The following is a 16,066-nucleotide window of genomic DNA, read 5'->3' as shown; positions in this document are numbered from 1 at the left end:
GTCTGTGCGAAGAGTTGGAGCCGTTGCGGACGGCGCGACACCGCTCCACCCGCCAGGGCGGGCCGGCTGAGCGGGCGGGTCATGGAAACCGGTCAGGGCCTAAACCGAAGACGATAATGGAAACCGACTTTGTGGTTTCGGTTCAGCCCTGATTGACAATGGCACCGGCCGGACCCGACGGCTTTCCTCCGATGTTGATATATTAATATGCTAATGCGGATAAGTTCGGGAATGCAGGCAAAATCCAAGTGTGGATCAAAATGCCGCAGCGCCTTGTGGGTGGGGACAAAAACGTCTTCCCAGCTTTTAAAATAAATACCTAAGTCCTAGGCGAGACGCTATTTGCACGCATCGGTCGCTGTGCTTGATCAAAAATGCCCGCCGCGGCTCCCATCCGGCCCACCACCGAGACCTCCGCCAAATCCTCCTCTCGGGCTGCCGTGGGGCGAACCGCCATCCCCCGGCATGGAGCCCCGTCCCCGGCCGGGACCGCCAAATCCTCCCCCGAACCCGCCGCCGATCGGGGCGGCGGTGGATTCCGGCGAGGTGCCCGTGGAAGAGGGCGGGCTGGCCGCACGGGCGGCACCGGAGGCGGAACTGCCGTCAGGGCTGGAACTGGGGCCGGCAGCAGGACGCTGACCGGCGGCCGGGCCGCCATAGGGACCGCCAAAGGGGCCGGGTGGCGCGCCCCATCCCGGATGGGCGCGCACGCCGTCGAGCGGTCCTTCCGGCCCATCCATGCCCGGTGCGTCCTGCCCCTGCGGGCCGTCGGGACGCATGCCCGCCCGAGACAACCCTGCGGCGCGGGCGGCGGGATCGGTGCCGTCGAGCGAGCGGCCACCCAGGCGTTGGGCGCCGAAGGACCGGCTGCGGTCGATTCCGCCGCCGGACGTCACCACGCTGTCGATCACCACGCGGGCGGGTGCGGACCCGCCGTCGGGCCGGCCGATGCTCGGGCCGCCCGGACTCGTCGTCTGCCCGGAGGCATCGACATAGGTTTCGATCGACAGCGCGCTGACCGTGCTGCCGAAGGGATTGAAGGGATCGGCCTCCACCGCGAGCGCCGCGGCGGGATCGGGTTTGCCGGCGACGCGCACGATGCTGCCCACCGCCGGAAGGGGGCCGGTCACGCTCCGCCCGCGGGACAGCGTCAGCCCGGCGACGGTGAGCGTCTTCGGTGTCACGGACTCCAGCCGTCCGCGCAGGACCCAGCCGCGCGCCGGTTCCCAGGGATCGATGCGGCTGGCGTCGATCACGCCGTCCGGCCGGCGCAGGCCCGAGATCGCGACCCAGCGTCCGGGGGTGAGCGCCGTGGTGCCTTCCGCCTCGGCGAGGTCGATGCGCTGTCCCAACACCACGGCGCCGGGGGCGCCGCCGGCCGTCGTCCGCTCCACCGGACCGGCGACGGCGAAGCGCACCTCCAGCGTCTGTGCCGTCAGGCCGGTCGGTCCGCCCGGGGCGGCAGTCATGGCGACCGTCTGGCCGACCCGCACGTCGCCGGGCTGGGCCGGTCGGCCTTCGATCCGCACCCGGGTCGTGTGCGGCAGATCGACCCGCAGGCCGTTGACCCAGACGCTGCCGAAGGCGGTGACGGTTCCGACGATGCCGGTACCTCCAATTCCGCGGTCGGCAACGGAAACGCCGGTGCCGCCGATGCCCCGGTCTGCTACTCCGCCATCCCGGTTCGGGGTGGGGCCGCAGCCGGCGGCAACCAGCATCAGCGTCAGCAGCAGCGTGCGGGCGAGGGGCTTGCGGATCAAGATGCCGCCGCTCCCCCGCCGGACCCGGCCTCGTGCCGCGCAGGATCGGCCGCTTCCTCTGCGTCATAGAGGTAGAGGCCGGCGGTGAAACGGCGGTCGGCGTCGTCACGGCCGGCGTCGCCATCGGCGAGATCGGCCGCCATGCGGTTCAGCTCGACCAGCATCGCCATTCCCAGCCGGTCGGCCTCCCGGCGCAGGACGGCGACCGAGTCGGGACTGAGCCGGTCATAGGCGAGCGCCCGCTCCAGGAACGGCGGCGTTCCGCCCGCCAGATTGTGGCCGGACGCCGCCAGATGGTCGGCAAGGTTGCGGCCGTAATAGTAGGCGAGCTTGTCCAGGTCGCCGCGCGGCACATGCGCCGCCTCGGCGAGGTCGAGCAGTCCGTCCGGCCGCTCCGTCACCAGTCCGGCATGCAGAAGCTCGTCCAGCAGGGCGCGCGGGCGGATATCCTTGCTGATGCCGGTCACCAGCGTTTCGAAGCCGGCTTCGCCGTCGGAAACGCGGGGCAGGGGGCGGGGGCGGCCGTCGGCGTCGAGGAATGCGGCTTCGGTCAGCCAGCGGCTCAGCACCTGGGCGCCCAGCGACGGGGCGGCGGCGGCGGCGGCCTCCGCGACCGGCGGCGCGCTGCGGATCTGGCTGACGTCCTTGCGGTGGACGCCGGTCAGCAGGGTGATGCGGCTGTCGGTCATCGGTTTTCCAGGCAGCGCGAAGCCACGCTCCGCCACCTCGACATACACCGACTTCAACAGGGTCGCCAGCATCGGCCAGGAAATGCCGAAGCCGATCAGCGTCCGCACCAGCGGGACCAGCAGCCGGCGCACCGCCGTCAGCAGCGCCGCCGGCGGTGCCGCCCCGGTGCTGCCGGCCATTTTCTGGCGGTCTGGTTCGGGGCTGCGGATCGGCACGCGCCTGACACTCCGGCGGTTGGGGGCTGGCTGTTGGACCGATGTGAGGACCGATTTGACAATAGCGCGGCGGAAGGGAAAGGGAATCACCTTTTCGCTTGATGTGGGAAATTTTCCCACGCATCATGCCGGACATGCGACGGTCGCCGTGGCTGCGCAGTTCCTGCGGATCGTCGAGGTCCGCCGAGGTTTAAGGAGCGGCCGTCCGGCCGTAGCCCGCATGAGCCTGTCATCGTTCGATCAGCCTGATCATCCGCCCGCCCACCGGCCCACCGGACGGGACTGCCCGCCCCCCGCCATGGCGCACGGAGGGCAGAGCCTGCCGCCGGTCCTTTCCTTCCGAACGCGAGCGTCCGACATGGCGTCGTCCATCGCCCGTCACGCGGTCACCAACCGGTCCGCTCTGATCCGCAGTTGCCTGTTCGGGGCGGCGGCGAACCTGCTGGTGGCCGGAAGCGCCCTATATGCCCAGCCATTGCAGGGCGCCCTGTGGGTGGGGGGCGACGATGGCAGCCTTCTTCTGTTGGTGGCCGTGGCGCTGAGCCTGTTCGCCCTGCATGCGATGCTGGAATTCGCGCAATCGTGGGAACTGGCGCGGCTGGTACCGTCGGGCGCCGCCATCGGGTGGCTGCAGCGTCTGTGGGTGCTGGAAGCGGCATGGGCGCCGGTCCATCTGGCGGTGCTGGCGCTGGTCAGTCCGCTGATGGGGGGCATGGCGCTGGCCGGAGTCGCGGCGCTGGCGGCGATGATCGCGGTGGGGGCGACCGGGCCGGCGAATGCCGTGGGCGGGCAGTCGCAGCTCGCCCGGCTGGCCGGTGCCGACAGCTTCGGTTACACCGACGGCTTCCTCGCCGGGCTGGGCTTCTGCGAAACGGTCTATCGCGTGCTGATCGTCGGGTTGGGTGCGGCGCTGCTGATGCGCGGCGACCTGACGCCTGGGCTGTTCGTCGCCACATCGCTGATCGGTATCGCCGCGATGCGCGCCGCCGCCCGGAGCGCCGCCCGCTGGCATGGCGGCCGGCAGGCGGCGGCGGTGCTGCTGATGGCCGGGCGGGTGTGACGGTTCTTCGACAGTGCATCGAAAAGCCGGCACGCCCAGCGATGGGCTGCCGGCTTTTTCCGCTTCAGGATCTCAAAGCGCCGGCCAGGTCTCCGTGACCAGCCGGCGGACCTCGTCGGCGCTGTCGGTGCCGAGGGCGGCTTCGGCGACGCGGCGGCAATCCTCCATGCGCAGGGTGCGGATGAACGCCTTCAGGTCGGCGATCACCGCCGGGGTGGCCGACAGTTCGGTGACGCCCAGCCCGATCAGCAGCGGCGCCGCCATCGGGTCGGAGGCCGAGCCGCCGCACACCGCGACCACCCGGTCGTGGGTCTTCGCCCCCATCACCGCAAGGCGGATCAGCCGCAGCACGCCCGGATGCAGCGCGTCGAGCTGCGCCGCCACATGCGGGTTGCCACGGTCCATCGCCAGCACATACTGGGTCAGGTCGTTGGTGCCGATGGACAGGAAGTCCGCCACCGCGCCGATGCGGTCGGCGATCAGGGCGGCGGCCGGCACCTCGATCATCGCCCCCAGCTCGATGGGTTCGGCCCGGCCGAGCCTCAATCGCTCCTCATCCACCATCGCCCGCACCGCCTGGAGTTCGGACGGCGAGGCGATCATCGGCACCATGATGCGGCAGACGCCGGCCGGCTTCACCCGCAGGATGGCGCGGATCTGCGCCCGCAGAAGCTCCGGTTCGCGCAGGCCCACGCGGACGCCGCGCAGGCCGAGCACCGGGTTCTCCTCCTTCGGCAGGGGCAGGTAGGACAGCGGCTTGTCGCCGCCGACATCCAGCGTGCGGATCACCAGTGGCCGGCCTTCCAGCGCGTCGGCGATCTGCTGATACTGCTGGTACTGCTCGTCCTCCGTCGGGGCGGACTGGCGTTCCAGGAACAGGAATTCGGTGCGCAGCAGGCCGCAGCCCTCCGCACCTTCCACCACGGCGCCGGGGGCGTCGCTGACCCGGCCCAGATTGGCGAACACCTCGATCCGCGTGCCGTCGGCCATGCGGCACTCCTCGCGGGAGGACCGGCGGTTCTCCTCGCGCCGCGCCGTGCGGGCCGCGACGGCGGTCCGGGTCGCCGCCAGCGTGTCCTCCGGCGGGAAGACCAGCAGTTCGCCGCGGTTGCCGTCGATCACGACGGGTGCGCCGTCCGGAACCCGCTCCGCCTGCCGGCCCAGCGCCACCACGGTCGGCACGCCCAGCGCCGCCGCCAGGATGACGGCGTGGGAGGTCGGCCCCCCATGCGCCATGCCGATGCCGGCCAGCCGCCCGGCGGGAACCCCGGCGAGGTCGGAGGGCAGGATCTCGTCGGCCAGCACGATGCTCCCGGCCGGCAGTTCGGCCAGCCCGACATCCGGCTCCTTCCCGGACAGGGCGGTCAGCACCTGCTGTTCCAGGTCGCGCAGGTCGGCGGCGCGTTCGGCCATGCGGGGATCGGCGAGGGCGGCCAGGGCGTCGGCCTGACGGCGTGCCGTGCACTGCCAGGACCATTCGGCGCTCTTGCCGCTGCGGATGTCGGCGAGCGCCCCGTCCAGCAGCTCCGGATCGTCCAGCAGCTCCCGGTGGGCCTGGAAGATGGCGGCATGTTCGGGCATCCGCTGCGCGGATTGCGTCAGGCCGGCGACGACCCGCTCCAGCGCCCGGCGCAGGCGCGGCTCCTCGACCTGCGCGCCGGCGCCCTGTTCGACCACGCGCGCCGTGGTGCGGAACCGGCGGGCGACGGTGCCGACCGCCTGTCCCGGCACGGCGATGGTGCCCTTCAGCAGCACCTCCTCGCCAGCGGCGAAGGGCGCGCCGATCTCTTCCTCCGCGGCCGGCTGGGCCGGGGCGGCGGCGGGGGATGCAGCCGGCGCGGCCTGTGAACCGGCACCTGCGACAACCGGATCGCCCAGCCCGCCCTCGATCAGCACGGCGATGCTTTCCGCCATGTCCTGGGCGCCGGGGCCGGCGGCGCGCACCGTCAGCCGGTCGCCGAGTACGGTGCCGAGCCCCATCAGGGCGACCACGCTCTTGGCGTTGGCACGGCGGTCGCGGCAGTGGAGGGTGACGGTGCCGGGATAGGCCTTGGTCGCGGCGACCAGGGCCGCCGCCGGGCGGGCATGCAGCCCGTTGGCGATGGGCAGCACGACGCTCCGCTCGCCGGTTTCTCCCTCTCCTTCCTCTTCCGAGTCAGGGCCGGCGGCGGGGAGCCCGGCATCGGCGCCGCTGCCGCCATGGACGGTCATCGCCGCGTCGCCGGCGGCGATCTCGCGATCCACCGACTGGCCGTCGACGGTGTAGCCGTCATTCACCACAACCATCATGCTGACCAGGCTCTGCGCCCGGCTTCCCACCAGATCCATGTCGAAGCTGATCAGGCGGTCTCCGGTCTTCACCGATTGCCCGTCCCGGACATGGGCGGTGAAGCCCTCGCCGTTCAGCCCGACGGTGTCGACCCCCAGATGCAGCAGGACCTCCGCCCCGCTGGCGGTGCGGACGGTGCAGGCATGGCGCGCCCGGTGGATCGACAGCACGGTGCCGTCGCAAGGGCTGCGCAACTCGTTCACCGTGGGGTCGATGGCCATGCCGGTTCCGACCAGCCCCTGGGCGAAAGCGGGATCGGGCACCTCGGACAGCGGCATGGCCCATCCGGCCAGCGGGGCTGCAAGCGTGATCGCGGTCATGTGGTTCGGTCCTCTTTTCTTATCGCTTCGACCGCAGCGGGCATCCCCTGGCGGGTGCCTCCGGTCCGACGCCGTCTGTGCGCAGACGCCGCATAGCCCAAGCGCAATTCTCGTCATATGTTATCGAAAGATCCCGTCCGGGAAAGGCGGAAGCCTGCGGCCAATCCGCACCCCGCATGGCGCATCGGGGATAAGCCGCAAGCTTGCCCGGCGCGCTATGTCGCCTATGTCGTGAAACCCGAGCATGGGTCAGGTTGTAGTTCCACCCAGGGCCGACCCATCCGGAACTCAGGATGTCGCCGCCGCCGGACAATTTGCGGGAGAGCCGCCATGGCAATGAACCCCTTTGCGTTTCTACAGAAAATCGGCAAGTCGCTGATGTTGCCAGTGGCGGTCCTTCCCGTCGCCGGCTTGCTGCTCGGTATCGGTGCGGCGAACTTCGAATGGATGCCGCCGCTGCTGTCGATGCTGATGAAGAATTCCGGCGATGTGATCTTCGGCAACCTGCCGCTGATCTTCGCCATCGGCGTGGCGTTGGGCTACACCGAGAATGACGGCGTGTCGGCCATCGCGGCCACCATCGGCTATATCGTGATGCTCGCCACGCTGGGCGTGATGACCGGGGTCTGGGGCATGGAGCCGAAGACCATCATGGGCATCAAGTCGATGGAAACCGGCGTGTTCGGCGGCATCCTGGCCGGCGGGCTGGCGGCGGCGATGTTCAACCGCTTCTACAAGATCGCGCTTCCGGCCTATCTCGGCTTCTTCGCCGGCAAGCGGTTCGTGCCGATCGTAACCGCGCTGGCCGCCATCGTGCTGGGCATCGTGCTGTCGGTGGTCTGGCCGCCGGTGCAGGAGGGCATCAACAGCTTCTCGCGCTGGGCGGCGGTGAACGATCCGCGTCTGGCCGCGACAATCTACGGCTTCGTCGAACGCCTGCTGATCCCCTTCGGCCTGCACCACATCTGGAACGTGCCCTTCTTCTTCGAAATCGGGTCCTTCCAGAATGCCGCCGGGCAGGTGGTCCATGGCGATATCGCCCGCTATTTCGCCGGCGACCCGACCGCCGGCATCCTGTCCGGCGCCTTCCTGTTCAAGATGTTCGGCCTGCCGGCCGCGGCAATCGCCATGTGGCACACCGCCAAGCCGGAGAATCGCGTGCGCGTCGGCGGCATCATGGTGTCCGCCGCGCTGACCTCCTTCCTGACCGGCATCACCGAACCCATCGAGTTCAGCTTCCTGTTCCTGGCGCCGGTGCTGTACCTGATCCATGCGGTTCTGGCGGCGACCTCGCAGTTCATCATGAACTCGCTGGGCGCCCATATGGGCTTCACCTTCTCGCAGGGCGGCATCGACTTCGTTCTGTTCAACGCGCTGAGCCCGCTGTCGCAGAAATGGTGGCTGGTGCTGATCCTGGGGCCGGTCTATGCGGCGATCTATTATGTCGTGTTCCGTTACACCATCCTGGCGTTGAACCTGAAGACCCCCGGCCGCGAGGACGCGACGGAGGACAGCGTCAGCACGGCGACCGGCAGCGAGCGGGCGCGCGATCTCGTCCTGGCATTCGGCGGACGGGGCAACATCAGCAATCTGGACGCCTGCATCACCCGCCTGCGCGTGGTGGTGAAGGATCCGGCCCGCGTCGATGACGGCAAGCTGCGCGGCATGGGCGCGTCCGGCGTGCTGCGGGTGCGCGACAGCGTGCAGGCGGTGTTCGGCACCCTGTCGGAGAATCTGAAGACGGAGATGCAGGAGTATCTGCACAGCGCCGGTGCGGAAGCCGACGGTCCCGCCGCGGTGACGGCACCGGTGACGGCGAAGCCCGTATCCGCTCCGGCCGCGGCGGCTGTCCCGGCCGACCGCGCCGCCCGCATCGCCGAGGCGCTGGGCGGCGCCGGCAACATCAAGGACGTGGCCGGATTCGCCACCACCCGTCTGCGGGTCGAGTTGAGCGACGCCGGCAAGGCGAATGCCGAGGCGCTGAAGCGGGCCGGCGTGCGCGCGGTGATGGGGCTGGGCGCCAACGGCCTCGACCTGATCGTCGGCAACGATGCCGACGCGCTGGCGGGGGCGATGACCGGCATGCTGCCGGGCGGACGGCGCGCCGCCGAATAGCGGGAACCCTATCTGGTATTTGAGTGGTTTTATCGTGCGGCGCGACCTTTCCCGGGTCGCGCCGCTTTTCTTTTCCACATTGCGGCGACTGTCGTGATGAGATTCCACCAATGGACGCTGGCCTCCGGCGCAAGAAGGTCTTACATTGGTATCTATACCAGTCAATCGCGAGCGCCGCCATGACCGATCAGGGCATTCCAGATTTCACCCCCTCCCGCTCCACTCCCCTGATGGCGGTGGAGGCAGCGGAGGCCCCCGCCGCGGTGGCCCGGCAGATCGAGCGCTGTGGCGCCGGCTTCGCCGAACTGGGCGAACGCCTGCGACGCGAGCCGCCGCGCTTCGTCGTCACCTGCGCCCGCGGCAGCTCCGACCACGCGTCTGCCTATGGCAAATATCTGATCGAGACGCGGATCGGACGGGCGGTGGCCTCCATCGGGCCGTCCATCGCCTCTGTCTATGGCGGGCATCTCAACCTGGAAGGCGCACTGTTCGTCGCCGTTTCGCAGTCGGGCCGCAGCCCGGACCTGCTGCGGCTGGTGGAGGCGGCGAAGGCCGGCGGTGCGCGGGTGGTCGGCTTCGTCAATGCCGAGGACTCGCCGCTGGCGGAGATGTGCGACCATTTCCTGCCGCTGGCGGCTGGGCCGGAACGCAGCGTCGCCGCGACGAAATCCTGCATCGCCTCGCTGGCCACCTATCTGCAGCTGGTGGCGCACTGGCAGGACGATCCGGCGCTGAAGGCGACGCTGGCGGCCCTGCCCGACACGCTGGAGGCGGCGAAGGGGCTGGACTGGAGGCCGGCGCTGATGCCGCTCGCCACCGCGCGGAACCTCTATGTGCTGGGGCGCGGAGTCGGTTTCGGTGCTGCGCTGGAGATGGCGCTGAAGTTCAAGGAAACCTGCCGACTGCACGCCGAAGCCTTCAGCGCGGCGGAGGTGGTTCATGGCCCGCTGGCGCTGGTCGGCCCCGGCTTCCCGGTGCTGGCCCTGACCCAGCCCGATGCGGCGGAGCCGCACACCCGCGCGGTGGTGGAGCGCATCGTCGGGCTGGGGGCCAACGTCGCCACCACCGAAGCGGGGCTTACAGGAACCACGCTGCTGCCGAGCCTGCCGGGGATCGCACCGGAGGCGGCACCGCTGGCGGCATTGCAGAGCTTCTATGGCGCGGTCTATGAACTGGCGCTGGCCCGCGGCATCGACCCCGACAGCCCGCCCAACCTTGCCAAAGTGACGAAGACCGTCTGATGCGACAGCTCCTGACCGGTGCCCGGATCTTCACGGGCGAGACCATCCTCGACGGCCGCAGCCTGCTGGTCGCCGATGGCCGCATCCTCGACATCCTGGCGCCTGGCCGCACCCTGCCGGACGTCGAGCGGACGGTGGCGCTGGAGGCCGGCGACCTGCTGGCGCCCGGCTTCCTCGACATCCAGGTCAATGGCGGCGGCGGCGTGCTGTTCAACGAGCGGCCGACTGTGGAAGCGACGCTCGCCATCGCCGCGGCGCACCGGCGCTTCGGCACCACCGGGCTGCTGCCGACCATCATCACCGACACCCCCGACTGCCACCGCGCCGCCGCCGAGGCCGCGGTGACGGCGGTGGCACAGCCGGGCAGCGGTGTGCTGGGCATCCATTTCGAAGGACCCTTCATCAGCCCGCAGCGGGTCGGCGCTCACGATCCGCGCTTCGTCCGCGCACCGGACGAGGGCGATCTTGCCTTCATCGGTAGTCTGCCGGGGCGGATGTCGGGCGGCCGGGTGCTGCTGACCCTGGCGCCGGAATGCGTGGAGGATGCGGCCCTGTCCCGGCTGATGGCGGCGGGGGTGATCCTATCGGTCGGCCACACGATGGCGAGCGCCGAGCGGGTGGTCGAGGCCTTCGATCTCGGCGTGCGCGGGGTGACGCACCTCTACAACGCCATGCCCGGCATCGCCAACCGCCAGCCCGGCCCGGCCGGGGCGGCGCTGGGCGACGGGCGGCCCTGGTGTGGGCTGATCGCCGACGGGCATCATGTCCACCCGCTGATGATGCGCGCCGCGCTGGCTGCCCGGCCGCGGGGCAGGATGATGCTGGTGACCGATGCGATGCCGCCGACGGGCACCGACGCGGATCGCTTCGAACTGAACGGGCGGACGATCTACCGGCGCGACGGGCGGCTGGTGCTGGCCGACGGCACTCTGGCGGGGGCCGACCTCGACATGGCGACGGCGGTGCGCAATGCCGGGACGCTGATCGGCCTGCCGCTGGAAGAGTCGCTGCGCATGGCGTCGCTCTATCCGGCCGAGTTCTTAGGCATGGCGAGCGAGCGCGGCCGGATCGCGCCGGGTTGGCGGGCCGATCTGGTGCTGCTGCGGCCGGATCTGACGGTGCGCGGAACCTGGGTCGACGGGGAGTGGCGGTGGGCTTAGGGCGCTCAGCTATCGGCTGCCGATGCCCACACTCCGACGATCCGTCAGCCCACCGCCACGATCTCCAGCCCATCCTCGTCGACGCGCACCCGCAGCGCGGTCAGGTCGGGCAGGGACAGGTTGCCGTCCAACTCATGCGCCGGCAGTGTCGTGGTCAGTCCGATCACCCAGGCGCCTGCCGCGTTGCCGGCGGCCAGTCCCGCCGGGGCATCCTCGAACACCACGGTGTCGCGCGGGTCGAAGCCCAGCTTTTCGGCGGCGGTGCGGTAGCCTTCGGGGTGGGGCTTGCCCTGGGTGACGTTGTCGGCGCCGATCAGCAGGTCGGGCAGCGGCAGGCCGGCCTGGGCGATGCGCTTCCGTGCCATGTCGTGCGGGGCGGAGGTCACCACCGCCCAGCGGTGGCGCGGCAGCGATTGCAGAAGCTCCAGCGCGCCGGGGACGGCGCGCACACCTTCGGTATCGCTGGTGTAGCACTCCTCCACCAGACGCACCTCCTCGTCGATGTCGGCACCGGCGGGGGCGAAGCGGCGGACGGTTTCGATGCTGCGGACGCCGTGGCAGACCGCCAGGATCGCCTCGGGATCGAGATCGTGCCGGGCGGCCCAGGCGCGCCAGGAGCGTTCAACCGGACCCTTCGTGTCGATCAGGGTGCCGTCCATGTCGAACAGGATGGCGCGGACGCGGAACGGGGTATCAAGGGCAGGCTTCATCGCTCGCTCTCGTTGGAAACGTCTGTGTGGGACGGAATGGTCCGGGGGGATCAGACCAGCGACAGTTCCACGACGAAGTCATAGGCGTCGCCGCGGTAGTGGGAACGGACGAACTCCAGCGGGGTTCCGTTCTCCAGGAAGGTGCGGCGCTCAATGTAGAGGGCGGGGGCGCCGTCGGGAACCCCCAGAAGCGTCGCCTGATCCGCCGGCAGGCGAATGGCAGACAAGCGTTGCAGGGCGCGGAAGGGTGGATGGCCGCGCCCGCGCAGGGTCTCGTACAGGGAACCCTGCACCAGATCGGGATCGGGCAGGACGCTGGTCGGCAGGGCGCTGAGTTCGATGGCGAGCGGGGTGCCGTCGGCCAGCCGCAGCCGGTGCAGCCGCACGACCTCCGCCCCCGGACGCAGGCCCAGCGCCATCGCCTCCTCCGGCGTCGCGGTGGCGACCGAGCGGCTGAGCCAGCGCGAATCCGGCTTCAGCCCGCGCCCGCCGATATCCTCGGTAAAGCTGGTCAGGGCGGACAGCCGCTGTTCCACATGAGGGCTGCGGTTGATGAAGGTGCCGGCCCCCTGGCGCTGATGCAGCAGCCCCTCCGCGATCAGCTCGCGCAGGGCCTTGCGCACGGTGACGCGCGACACACCGAAGGTTTCCGCCAGCTCCCGCTCGCCGGGAAGGGCGTCCTGGTCGGTCAGCCTGCCCTCGACGATCAGCGTCCGCAGATGCCGCGCCAGTTGCAGGTACAGCGGCAGGGGCAGGGCGTCCGACAGGGCGGTCGGGTCGAACGGGGCCGCGGCGGCGGCAGTGGACATCGGCAACCACTCCAGTGCTCCGGGACCGGCATGATACCACTGAAAGGCCTTTGGGCAACAGGCGGCGGACGGGATGCGGAGGTGCAAGCACAATTACAACCAGTTTCAGATTGCGGAATGTCCGGATTTTGGTATTCTGCGCATACAGTCCAATCTAATACCACCAACCCCCGGACCGAATGCCGGGGCGACAGCGGAGCCGGAACGATGGCGGGCGGCACGGAAGATGCGGCGAACCGGTACAGCCGGCTGGACGTGTGGCCGGCCGCCGAGCTGATGACGGCCCTGTGGGAGGGGCAGACGCGCGCACTCGCCGCCTGCGCTCCTGCCTTGCCGCTGGTTGCCGCCGCCGTGGAGGCGGCCGCGGATCGTCTGGCGGCTGGACGCGGGAGGCTGGTCTATGCCGGGGCCGGATCGTCGGCGATGGTTGCGGCCCTCGACGGGCTGGATCTGGGTCCCACCTTCGACTGGCCGGCGGAGCGGCTGGTGCTGCTGATTGCCGGCGGACTCGACCTGTCGCGCGGGCTGGCCGGGGCGGCGGAGGATGACGAGGGAGCAGGGCGGGCCGATGCAGCGCGGGCGGGCGTTTGCGCCGACGACGTGGTGGTCGGCCTGTCCGCAAGCGGCGCCAGCGCCTACACCGTCGGCGTCCTGCGCGCGGCGCGGGAGGCGGGAGCGCTGACCATGGGCATCGCCAGCAGCGCCGGCTCCCCTCTGTTGGAGGCGGTGGAGCATCCGGTGCTGACCGCGACGGGGGCCGAAGTGATCGCCGGATCGACCCGGCTCGGTGCCGGCACCGCTCAGAAGGTGGTTCTGAACCTGTTTTCGACCGGCGTCATGACGGCACTCGGCAATGTCTACGACAACCTGATGATCAATGTCCGGCCGGAGAATGCCAAGCTCCGCCGCCGTTGCACCGCCATGGTCGCCCGCATCGCCGGGGTGGACGAGGATGCTGCCGGTGCGGCGCTGGAGCGGCACGGCGACGTGCGCCGCGCCGTGCTGGGGCTGGCCGGGCTGGAGGCGCCGGAGATCGACCGGCTGCTGATCGCAACCGGCGGCAACCTGCGCCGCGCCATGGAACAGGCCCGGCCGGGGGCTAACACGCAAGAATGACCAACATGTGAGGCCCGGCCCCGTGAGGCCGGAGCCCGTTGCACTGGGAGACGTCCGAATGTCTGCTGATCGTTTGTCGGGCGACCGTTTTTCGGGCGTCCAGAGGCTGGGTCGGGCGCTGATGCTGCCGATCGCCGTGCTGCCCATCGCCGGGCTGCTGCTGCGCATCGGCCAGCCCGACCTGCTGAACATCGCCTTCATCGCCGCGGCGGGCGACGCCGTCTTCTCCAACCTGGGCGTCCTGTTCGCCGTCGGCATCGCCATCGGTTTTGCCCGTGAGAACCACGGTGCCGCCGGGTTGGCCGGCGCCGTCGGCTATTTCGTGGCGGTGAAGGGTGCGGTGGTGCTGAGCGGTGTCGCGCCCGAGCTGGTGGCGAAGATGTCCAGCCGCATCAGCATCCCGGTCGGCATCCTGATCGGCATCATCGCCGGTCAGCTCTATAACAAATACAAGGACATCAAGCTGCCGGACTATCTCGCCTTCTTCGGCGGGCGGCGCTTCGTGCCCATCGTCACCGGTCTGGCGGCGCTGGGAATCGCGCTGGTCTTCGGCTATGGCTGGCCCGTCGTCGATTCCGGACTGACCGCGCTGACCACCGGCGTGCTGGGGCTCGGCAAGATCGGCCTGTTCCTCTACGGCGTGCTCAACCGTATCCTGATCATCACCGGCCTGCACCACATCATCAACAACATCGCCTGGTTCCTGCTGGGCGATTACCAGGGCGTGACCGGCGACCTGAACCGCTTCTTCAAGGGCGACCCTACCGCCGGCGCCTTCATGGCCGGCTTCTTCCCGGTGATGATGTTCGGCCTGCCGGCTGCCTGCCTCGCCATGTACCACACCGCCAAGCCGGAGAACCGCGCGGCGGTCGGCGGCGTGCTGCTGTCGATGGCGCTGACCGCCTTCCTGACCGGCGTGACGGAACCGGTGGAATTCGCCTTCATCTTCCTGGCGCCCGCGCTGTTCGCCGTCCATGCCGTGCTGACCGGCCTGTCGATGGTGCTGATGGACGTGCTGAACGTGAAGCTGGGCTTCGGCTTCTCGGCGGGCCTCTTCGACTATGTGCTGAACTACGGCAAGGCGACCAACCCGATCCTGCTGCTGCCGGTGGGTGCCGCTTACTTCGCCATCTATTACGGGCTGTTCCGCTTCGTCATCCAGCGCTTCGACCTGAAGACGCTGGGCCGCGACGACATCGCCATTCCCGCCGGTCAGGCACCGGCCGCCTCCGGTGTCCGGCCCGCCACTGCGTCGGCCGCGGCGGCCCCGGCGGTCAGCGACCGTGCCGGCGCCTATGTCGCCGCCCTGGGCGGGGCCGGCAATCTGCGGTCCGTGGAGGCGTGCACCACGCGCCTGCGCCTGAACGTCGCCGATGCCAGCCGGGTGAACGAGGTGGAGTTGAAGCGCATCGGCGCCCGCGGCGTGGTGAAGCCGTCGGCCAATTCGGTCCAGGTGATCGTCGGTCCGATTGCCGACCAGCTGGCGGGCGAGATCCAGGACTCGCTGAACGCATCGGCCGGCTTGCGGGTCTGATCGGCAGCTTGCCAAAACCTGTTTGAAAAACCCCGGCTTCCGATGGAAGCCGGGGTTTTTCTGTTTCAAGCGCCCCTTATCGAAGCCGTGCCGTCAGGCGGTTTCCGGCTCGTCGGCGAAGATCGCCTTCAGGTCGATGCGGGTGTCGGTCTTCGCCTCGAGATCCAATTGGCGTTCGACCTCGTCGAGATGCTCGATCATCAGGGCGGTCGCCTCGCCGGGGCGGTTGCCGATCAGGGCGGCGATCAGGCGGCGGTGATCGTCGGCGGAGCAGGTGTGCGACGACCGCCGCTCGAACGCCGCGATGGCAAGGCTGGAGCGGTCGATCAGGTCGGTCAGGATGCCGGCCAACGTCGCGTTTCCGGCGAACTCGGCCAGCAGCAGGTGGAACTGGCCGGACAGGCGGATCATCGCCTTGCGGTCGGCGGCAAGTTCCGCCGCATCCTCCAGCGCGCCATGGCCGCGCAGCTTCTCCAGCATGTCGTCGGACAGCGGGCGGGGCAGCCGCTCCAGCCGTTCCATGATCGCACGTTCGATCACCCGGCGTGCCTCGAACACCTCGCGCGCCTCTTTCGGCGACGGCTTGGCGACGAAGGCGCCACGGTTGGGGATCAGCGTCACCACCCGGCGCTGCGCCAGCAGAAGCAGCACCTTCCGCACCCGTTCGCGGCTGACGCCGAAGGCTTCGGCCAGGCTTTCCTCGGTCAGCTTGGTGCCGGGCGGCAGGCGGCGGTCGGCGATGGCCTCCCCGATGCTGCGGACGATGCGGGATTCCGCGCTGCCGCGCGGCGCGCCGGTGCGGGCGAGGGGAGTGCGGCGGGCTGGCTTGGCAGGGGCGGCGGTGGTCATGGGTGGGGGAGGTGCTTTAACCGGTGTACGGGAAACGTACCGAAGATTGTGCACAAAGTGGGCCAGCGAAGGAACCGCAATCGCTTGAGCAGGATGCTGGTGATCGCCCTGACCAGAAGTGCACAAAATCGCGCCACTGAGCCGAACTGCTGCACAAA

At 69.9% G+C, this 16,066-nt stretch carries 12 protein-coding genes; 6 read left to right on the top strand and 6 right to left on the bottom strand.

The window, feature by feature from the left end:
• Positions 1-368: 368 nt before the first annotated feature.
• The gene (locus TSH64_RS36665; RefSeq protein ID WP_282188116.1) at positions 369-1,760 is read right to left on the bottom strand and encodes a DUF5666 domain-containing protein; all 1,392 of its coding nucleotides are present in this window, start codon (positions 1,758-1,760) and stop codon (positions 369-371) included.
• Positions 1,757-2,665, bottom strand: a complete 909-nt coding sequence (locus TSH64_RS20980; protein WP_199237621.1) for a DUF6502 family protein — start codon at positions 2,663-2,665, stop codon at positions 1,757-1,759. Before TSH64_RS20980 ends, TSH64_RS36665 begins: the two co-directional genes overlap by 4 nt.
• Positions 2,666-3,023: 358 nt before the next feature.
• Here TSH64_RS20980 and TSH64_RS20975 point away from each other — a divergent pair, with 358 nt between their 5' ends.
• Entirely contained in the window at positions 3,024-3,725 is a 702-nt protein-coding gene (locus TSH64_RS20975) for a hypothetical protein (RefSeq protein ID WP_109447938.1), read from the top strand.
• 72 nt (positions 3,726-3,797) lie between these two features.
• Here TSH64_RS20975 and ptsP read toward each other — a convergent pair whose 3' ends face one another.
• Positions 3,798-6,374 (bottom strand): phosphoenolpyruvate--protein phosphotransferase, encoded by a 2,577-nt coding sequence (gene ptsP / locus TSH64_RS20970; protein WP_109447937.1) that lies wholly within the window; start codon positions 6,372-6,374, stop codon positions 3,798-3,800.
• 330 nt (positions 6,375-6,704) lie between these two features.
• On the opposite strand from ptsP, the gene ptsG reads away from it, so the two are divergent.
• From ptsG to nagA, 3 genes are all read left to right on the top strand, one after another.
• Entirely contained in the window at positions 6,705-8,489 is a 1,785-nt protein-coding gene (ptsG, locus tag TSH64_RS20965) for a PTS glucose transporter subunit IIBC (protein ID WP_109447936.1), read from the top strand.
• A gap of 179 nt (positions 8,490-8,668) precedes the next feature.
• Positions 8,669-9,730, top strand: a complete 1,062-nt coding sequence (locus TSH64_RS20960) for an SIS domain-containing protein (RefSeq protein ID WP_109447934.1) — start codon at positions 8,669-8,671, stop codon at positions 9,728-9,730.
• The gene (gene nagA, locus TSH64_RS20955; RefSeq protein WP_109447932.1) at positions 9,730-10,890 is read left to right on the top strand and encodes an N-acetylglucosamine-6-phosphate deacetylase; all 1,161 of its coding nucleotides are present in this window, start codon (positions 9,730-9,732) and stop codon (positions 10,888-10,890) included. The genes TSH64_RS20960 and nagA overlap by 1 nt, the downstream gene beginning before the upstream one ends.
• Positions 10,891-10,934: 44 nt before the next feature.
• Here nagA and TSH64_RS20950 read toward each other — a convergent pair whose 3' ends face one another.
• Complete coding sequence (locus tag TSH64_RS20950) at positions 10,935-11,600, bottom strand: HAD-IA family hydrolase (protein WP_109447930.1); 666 nt, start codon at positions 11,598-11,600, stop codon at positions 10,935-10,937.
• A gap of 50 nt (positions 11,601-11,650) precedes the next feature.
• Positions 11,651-12,409: a GntR family transcriptional regulator gene (locus TSH64_RS20945; RefSeq protein WP_098736333.1), complete on the bottom strand. Its 759-nt coding sequence runs from the start codon at positions 12,407-12,409 to the stop codon at positions 11,651-11,653.
• Between the two features lie 207 nt (positions 12,410-12,616).
• On the opposite strand from TSH64_RS20945, the gene TSH64_RS20940 reads away from it, so the two are divergent.
• Entirely contained in the window at positions 12,617-13,525 is a 909-nt protein-coding gene (locus tag TSH64_RS20940; protein WP_109447928.1) for an N-acetylmuramic acid 6-phosphate etherase, read from the top strand.
• A gap of 58 nt (positions 13,526-13,583) precedes the next feature.
• Positions 13,584-15,059 carry an N-acetylglucosamine-specific PTS transporter subunit IIBC gene (nagE, locus tag TSH64_RS20935; RefSeq protein WP_109447926.1) on the top strand — a complete coding sequence of 492 codons (1,476 nt, stop codon included), beginning with the start codon at positions 13,584-13,586 and terminating at the stop codon, positions 15,057-15,059.
• Between the two features lie 93 nt (positions 15,060-15,152).
• Here the strand turns inward: nagE and TSH64_RS20930 are convergent, their stop codons facing one another.
• Positions 15,153-15,908, bottom strand: a complete 756-nt coding sequence (locus TSH64_RS20930; RefSeq protein WP_109447924.1) for a GntR family transcriptional regulator — start codon at positions 15,906-15,908, stop codon at positions 15,153-15,155.
• Positions 15,909-16,066 lie beyond the last annotated feature (158 nt).

This window comes from Azospirillum sp. TSH64 (assembly GCF_003116035.1).
Lineage (GTDB): Bacteria > Pseudomonadota > Alphaproteobacteria > Azospirillales > Azospirillaceae > Azospirillum.
This window is presented reverse-complemented; position numbering and strand designations above follow the sequence as displayed.